At 69.5% G+C, this 5,743-nt stretch carries 5 protein-coding genes; 3 read left to right on the top strand and 2 right to left on the bottom strand.

Going from position 1 to position 5,743, the window contains the following annotated elements; genetic code table 11:
* The 3 genes from ETD86_RS52140 to ETD86_RS52130 all read left to right on the top strand — a co-directional run.
* On the top strand, positions 1–1,212 hold a 1,212-nt coding region (locus tag ETD86_RS52140), incomplete at its 5' end, for an ABC transporter substrate-binding protein (RefSeq protein WP_138674028.1).
* Positions 1,212–2,087: a carbohydrate ABC transporter permease gene (locus tag ETD86_RS52135; RefSeq protein ID WP_138674027.1), complete on the top strand. Its 876-nt coding sequence runs from the start codon at positions 1,212–1,214 to the stop codon at positions 2,085–2,087. The genes ETD86_RS52140 and ETD86_RS52135, both read left to right, overlap by 1 nt.
* A complete protein-coding gene (locus ETD86_RS52130; protein WP_138674026.1) occupies positions 2,084–3,001 on the top strand; it encodes a carbohydrate ABC transporter permease in 918 nt (305 codons plus the stop codon). Before ETD86_RS52135 ends, ETD86_RS52130 begins: the two co-directional genes overlap by 4 nt.
* Here ETD86_RS52130 and ETD86_RS52125 read toward each other — a convergent pair.
* Together ETD86_RS52125 and ETD86_RS52120 are read right to left on the bottom strand one after the other, a co-directional pair.
* On the bottom strand, positions 2,976–4,133 hold the full coding sequence (locus ETD86_RS52125) for a glycosyltransferase family 4 protein (RefSeq protein WP_281287107.1): 1,158 nt from the start codon (positions 4,131–4,133) through the stop codon (positions 2,976–2,978). The two genes, ETD86_RS52130 and ETD86_RS52125, sit on opposite strands and share 26 nt — an antisense overlap.
* Positions 4,100–5,329 (bottom strand): M48 family metallopeptidase, encoded by a 1,230-nt coding sequence (locus tag ETD86_RS52120; protein WP_246149490.1) that lies wholly within the window; start codon positions 5,327–5,329, stop codon positions 4,100–4,102. The genes ETD86_RS52125 and ETD86_RS52120 overlap by 34 nt, the downstream gene beginning before the upstream one ends.
* Positions 5,330–5,743 lie beyond the last annotated feature (414 nt).

Here is a 5,743-nt window from a genome sequence, read left to right as displayed (position 1 = left end):
TCCGACACCCCCTCCCCCGCCCCCGGTGGCCAGGGGGGCGGTACGACTTCCGGGAACCTCGGCACGGTCACGCTCGGCTCGAACGCCTCCGACGAGATCCCGAAGAAGTCCCTCGACACCCAGATCAAGGCCTTCACCCAGGGCACAGTCAAGATCAACACTGTCGATCACAACACGTTCCAGGAGAACATCAACCGTTACCTCAGGGGCACGCCGGACGACGTGTTCACCTGGTTCGCGGGCTACCGCATGCAGTTCTTCGCCGAGCAGGGGCTGGCCATCGACATCTCGGACGTGTGGCGGGAGATCGGCGGCGACTACACGCAGGCGTTCAAGGACCAGTCGACGGGCGTCGACGGCAAGCAGTACTTCGTTCCGGCCACGTACTATCCGTGGGCGGTCTTCTACCGTAAGAGCGTCTGGCAGGAGAAGGGGTACGAGCCACCCGCGACGCTGGACGAGTTCACCGCGCTGGCCAAGAAGATGAAGGCCGACGGGATCATCCCGATCGCGTTCGCCGACAAGGACGGCTGGCCGGCGATGGGCACGTTCGACATCCTCAACATGCGCACGAACGGCTACGACTTCCACATCGCGCTCATGGCCGGCAAGGAGTCGTGGACGGATCCGCGGGTCAAGCAGGTGTTCGACACCTGGCGGGGCCTGATGGAGTACCACCAGCCGGCGGCGCTCGGGCGCACCTGGCAGGAGGCCGGTCAGTCGCTGGCGCAGAAGAAGACCGGGATGTACCTGCTCGGCATGTTCGTCGCCCAGCAGTTCCCCGAGGCCGACCGCGACGACATCGACTTCTTCACGTTCCCGGAGATCAACCCGCAGTACGGCACCGACTCGATCGACGCCCCCATCGACGGCTACATGATCTCCGCCAAGGCCAAGAACGTGGACGGCGCCAAGGCGCTGCTCAAGCACCTGGCCCAGGCCTCCTCGCAGAACATCGCCACCAAGCTGGACCCGGGCACGCTCGCGGCCAGCTCCAAGGCCGACACCTCCGGCTACAGCGCCCTGCAGAAGCGCGGCGCCGAGCTGGTGTCGAAGGCCACGCACATCGCGCAGTTCCTCGACCGCGACACGCGGCCGGACTTCGCCTCCACTGTGATGATCCCGTCGCTGCAGTCGTTCGTGAGCAAGCCCAACGAGATCGACTCCCTGCTGGCGAGCATCGAGAAGCAGAAGGCCAACATCTTCCGCTGATGGCTGTCAAGACCCGTCGCTACTCCGCCCGCGACGTGACCGTTCTGGTCATCGGGCTGGGGGTGGCCGTCATCGTCAACGTGGGCTTCATCTGGGGGCCCACGCTGGCCTCCGTCGGGCTGTCCGCCACCGACTGGGGTGGCATCGGGCCCATCGAAGGGGTGGGCGGGCAGAACTACCACGACCTGGCCGCCGAGTATCCGCCGTTCTGGTCGGCCATCCGCAACAACGTGTTGTGGCTGGGCTTCCTCGGGCTGATCGCGACGCCGTTCGGGCTGTTCTGCGCGGTGCTGCTGGACCGGCGACTGCGGCTGTCGCGGTTCTACCAGAGCGCGCTCTACATGCCGGTCGTGTTGTCGCTGGCCGTCGTCGGCTTCATCGCGCAGCTGGTCTACTCCGCCGACTACGGCGTGCTGAACGCGGTGACCGGGCTGACCGTGGACTGGCTCGGCGACAGCTCGATCAACATCTGGGTCGTCATGATCGCGGCCGCCTGGCGGCACGTCGGCTACGTCATGATCATTTACCTGGCGGGGCTGAAGGCCGTCGATCCGGCGCTGAAGGAGGCCGCGGCCATCGACGGCGCCAACGAGCGGCAGGCGTTCTTCCGGGTGGTGTTCCCGACGCTGCGTCCGGTCAACGTGATCGTGCTGGTGATCACGGTGATCGAGGCGCTGCGGGCGTTCGACATCGTCTACGCCATCAACAAGGGCAGGAACGGGCTCGAGCTGCTCTCCGTGCTGGTCACCGAGAACATCGTGGGCGAGGCCAGCAGGATCGGGTTCGGCTCGGCGATCGCGGTGGTGCTGCTGGCGATCTCACTGGGGTTCATCGTCACGTACCTGTCGCAGATGTTCAGGGGGGAGGAACGATGACGCTCACCGCACCGACCGCCGCTCCGCCGGCGGAGGCGCAGCGGTCGCCGTCGCGGCGGCCCGTGCGGCCGTTGCGGATCCTGCTGCACGCGTTCCTGGCGCTGGTGGCGCTGGGGTGGCTGCTGCCGCTCGCGCTGGCGGTGTTCGCGTCGCTGCGTCCATACGAGGAGACCGCCCGGCTGGGCTACTTCTCGCTGCCCGAGCACCTCACGCTCGACTACTACGGGCAGGCGTGGAGCCAGGCCGAGCTGCCCCGCTACTACCTCAACACGTTGATCATCGTGATCCCCGGCGTGGTGATCACGTTGTTCATGGCGTCGTTCACCGCGTTCGCGATCGCCCGGCTGCGCATCCCGGGGCGCAAGGCGCTGCTGATCGTGTTCACCGCCGGGAACCTGCTGCCGCCGCAGGTCCTCATCACCCCGCTCTATACGCTCTACACCCTCGTCCCGCTGCCCGCCTGGTTGTCGGACTCGCAGTCGCTCTACGACTCCTACCTGGGGCTGATCCTCATCCACGTGGCGTTCCAGTTCGGCTTCTGCGTCTTCGTCATGGCCAACTTCATGCGCACGATCCCGGAAGAGATCAACGAGGCGGCCCTGGTGGACGGGGCCGGGGTGTGGAAACGCTACTGGCGGCTGACGCTGCCGCTGTGCCGGCCGGTGCTGGCGGCGCTGTCCACGCTGCAGTTCACCTGGATGTACAACGACTTCCTGTGGGCGCTGGTGCTGATGTCGTCGGGCGACAAGCTGCCCGTCACCTCGGCGCTCAACAACCTGCGCGGCCAGTTCTTCACCGACTACAACCTGCTGGCCGCCGGGTCGATGCTGGTGGCGCTGCCGACGCTGATCGTGTTCCAGATGTTGCACAAGCAGTTCGTGGCCGGGCTCACGCTGGGGTCGACGAAGGGTTAGATGGGGCTGGCGGAGCTTGGAGGAGGCTTTGGAAGCGGGCCGCGACGTGCTCCCACGACCATTCGCGGGCGATCCAGTCGCGGCCGCCCGCGCCCATCTTGCGGGCCTTGTCCGGGTCGCTCAGCAGCTCGACGATCGCCTGCGCGATCTCCTCCGGGTCCGTGCCGTCCACGACGAGGCCGGTCTCGCCGTGCCTGACCGCGTCCGGCGCGCCGCCCGACGCGCCGGCCACCACCGGCAGGCCCGTGGCCGACGCCTCCAGGAACACGATCCCGAGTCCCTCCACGTCCACCCCGCCCAGCCGGGTACGGCACGGCATCGCGAACACGTCGGCGGCCGCGTAGTACCCCGGCAGGCTCGCGGCCGGGACCGTCCCGGTGAACCTGATCGACTCGTGCCCGGCCGCCAGCCGCTCCAGCGTCCGCCGGTAGGGTCCCCCGCCCACCAGCAGCAGGACGGCGCCGGGCACCGCGCGCAGCACCCGGGGCCAGGCCCTGATGAGCTGGTCCTGGCCCTTGCGCGGCACCAGCCGCGACACGCATGCCACGACCGGCCTGTCGTGCAGGCCCAGCTCGGCCCTGGGCGCGCCGGGGCGGAACAGGCCGGCGTCCACGCCGGGCGCGAGCCGTACCAGCTTGTCCGGCGGGATGGCCGCGACGAGCCGCTGCCGCGTGTACTCGCCGAGATACGTGACCACATCGGCGTGCTCGCCGATCCTGCGCAGCACGGCCCGGAAGCCGGGCGCGCTCGCCCATGACGCCTCGTGGCCGTGGGTGAGCATCACCACGCGCCGCGCGCCCGCCCTGCGCAGGTGCGGGGCGAGCAGGCCGAGCGGCGCCGCCGCCCCGAACACGACCGTGTCCGCCTCGTGCTCGGCCATCAGCCGGGCCGCCCGGCGCGCCACGGCCGGGGTCGGCAGCATGAGCCGCGTCGGGTGGCGTACCATCCGGTACGGCTGACGCCGGTCGAACTCCGCGCAGCCCGGCCAGGCGGGTGCGTAGACGGCCACGTCCGGCGTGCGCAGCGCGAGCCCGTGCACGAACGACTGGATGCCGCCTGGCCTGGGCGGGAAGTCGTTCGTGACGATGACCACCTTGGTCACGGCACCGGGACGCCGTTCAGCTTCGCCCATGCGCGGGCCATGGCGATGCGCTCGGGGCTGGTGGGATGGGAGGCATAGAGCACATATTCCACCGCATCTGGCGACAAGTCGGAAATATTGGTCACTGCCAGGCGTTTCTGCATTTGTATGAACGTAGCCGGGTCTCTGGTGAGGTCGAGGGCGTGGACGTCCGCCCGAGCCTCGATGTGCCGGCTGACCACGTTCTCCGCGGGCCCCATGAGCAGCGTGCTGAGGCTCATCAGGCCCATGACCGCGCCCACCGCGCGGGGGTCGGCGATCGAGGTGACGCCGGCGCGGCGGCGTACCGGATCGAAGACCAGGAACAGCAGCACCGCGCCCAGCCCGGCGCCCAGGCCGCCGATGAGCGTGCCGGAGAGCACATCGTCGTGTTTGGCGTGGCCCAGCTCGTGCGCCACGACCAGCTCCACCTCCCGCTGCGGGGCCTTGAGCAGCGTGTCGTAGACGACGATGCGGCGCGTGGCGCCGAAGCCGGACACGTACGCGTTGAGCGCCGTCGTCCGGCGCGAGGCGTCGGCCACCAGCACGTCCTCCACCGGCACGCCGTCCCGCTCGGCCATGGCCAGCAGGTTCTCGCGCAGCGGGCCCTGCCGCATGGACGTGAAGTCGTTGAACAGCGGCTCGAACACCACCGGATACACGAACGACGCCACCACCGTCAGCACGAACGCCCCGACGGCCGCCGGGATCCACCAGCGCCGCACCCTGCGGGCCAGCGCCACGAGCACGACGAGCATCAGGCAGACGATGGCCGCCCCCACGCCCACGTTCTTGAGCCGGTCGCCCGCCCAGGACGCCCAGTCCTGCGTGGACAGGCCGAAGTCGCGCAGCAGCGTCTCGAACCACATGCCGACCGGCAAGCGGATCAGCTCGGTCAGTGCGGTGATGACGACAACGCCCAGGATCACCCGCAGCCACCACGGGCCCCTCAGCCAGCCCACGGCCCTCGCCCCGGCGGGGGTGGCCACCAGGAGGCCGGCGATGATGATCGTCAGAGCGAGTGACAGGTAGCTCGGGAGCGTGGTGGCCGCGTCGAACGCCTGCGCTCTGGCGATCTGGGCCGCGGTGAAGTCACGCGCCGGATCGGGCGGCCCCGCGGCCAGGACCCGCCAGGGGGTGCTGAAGGCGGCCACCGCCAGGATCACGATCCCCAGCCCGACCGCCGCGATCGCCGCCTCCCGCCGCAAGCGTCGCCCTACGTCGTCCGCGCTCCGCGCCACACCTCGCGTCCCGCCGGCATCCCGATCGCCACCCATACTCCGGCCTCCGCCCTCGGTACGCTCATCTGCCATCACCTCCTACGCGAGCTGCTCCCGCACGTACGCGCGCCACCGTGCCGTCAGCGTGGCCACGGACAGCCCCAGAGAGGCGAGCGCCCGATCGACGCCGGCCGCCTGGGCATCACGGTAGAACCTCACCAGCGTCTCCTCACCGAACCGGTCGGCGAGGAAGCGACACGCCAGCCAGGCCTCCTGGTGGGGCGTGACCGCTCAGGGGCGTGCTCTTGAGCCCAGATGCCGGCGGAGCGGGACCCCCTCCGTCAGCGGTACGGCTGATCCGGCGTCGCCCGTTCAAAGGGATCAGTGTTCACCGGGGAACAA

It is taken from the genome of Nonomuraea turkmeniaca (assembly GCF_005889735.1).
In the GTDB taxonomy this organism is placed as follows: Bacteria; Actinomycetota; Actinomycetes; order Streptosporangiales; family Streptosporangiaceae; genus Nonomuraea; species Nonomuraea turkmeniaca.
This window is presented reverse-complemented; position numbering and strand designations above follow the sequence as displayed.

Excerpts from the sequence above, each read along its gene's own strand:
- ETD86_RS52135 (WP_138674027.1), top strand. The coding sequence starts at position 1,212 with ATGGCTGTCAAGACCCGTCGCTACTCCGCCCGCGACGTGACCGTTCTG.
- ETD86_RS52130 (WP_138674026.1), top strand. The coding sequence starts at position 2,084 with ATGACGCTCACCGCACCGACCGCCGCTCCGCCGGCGGAGGCGCAGCGG.
- ETD86_RS52125 (WP_281287107.1), bottom strand. The coding sequence starts at position 4,133 with ATGGGCGAAGCTGAACGGCGTCCCGGTGCCGTGACCAAGGTGGTCATC.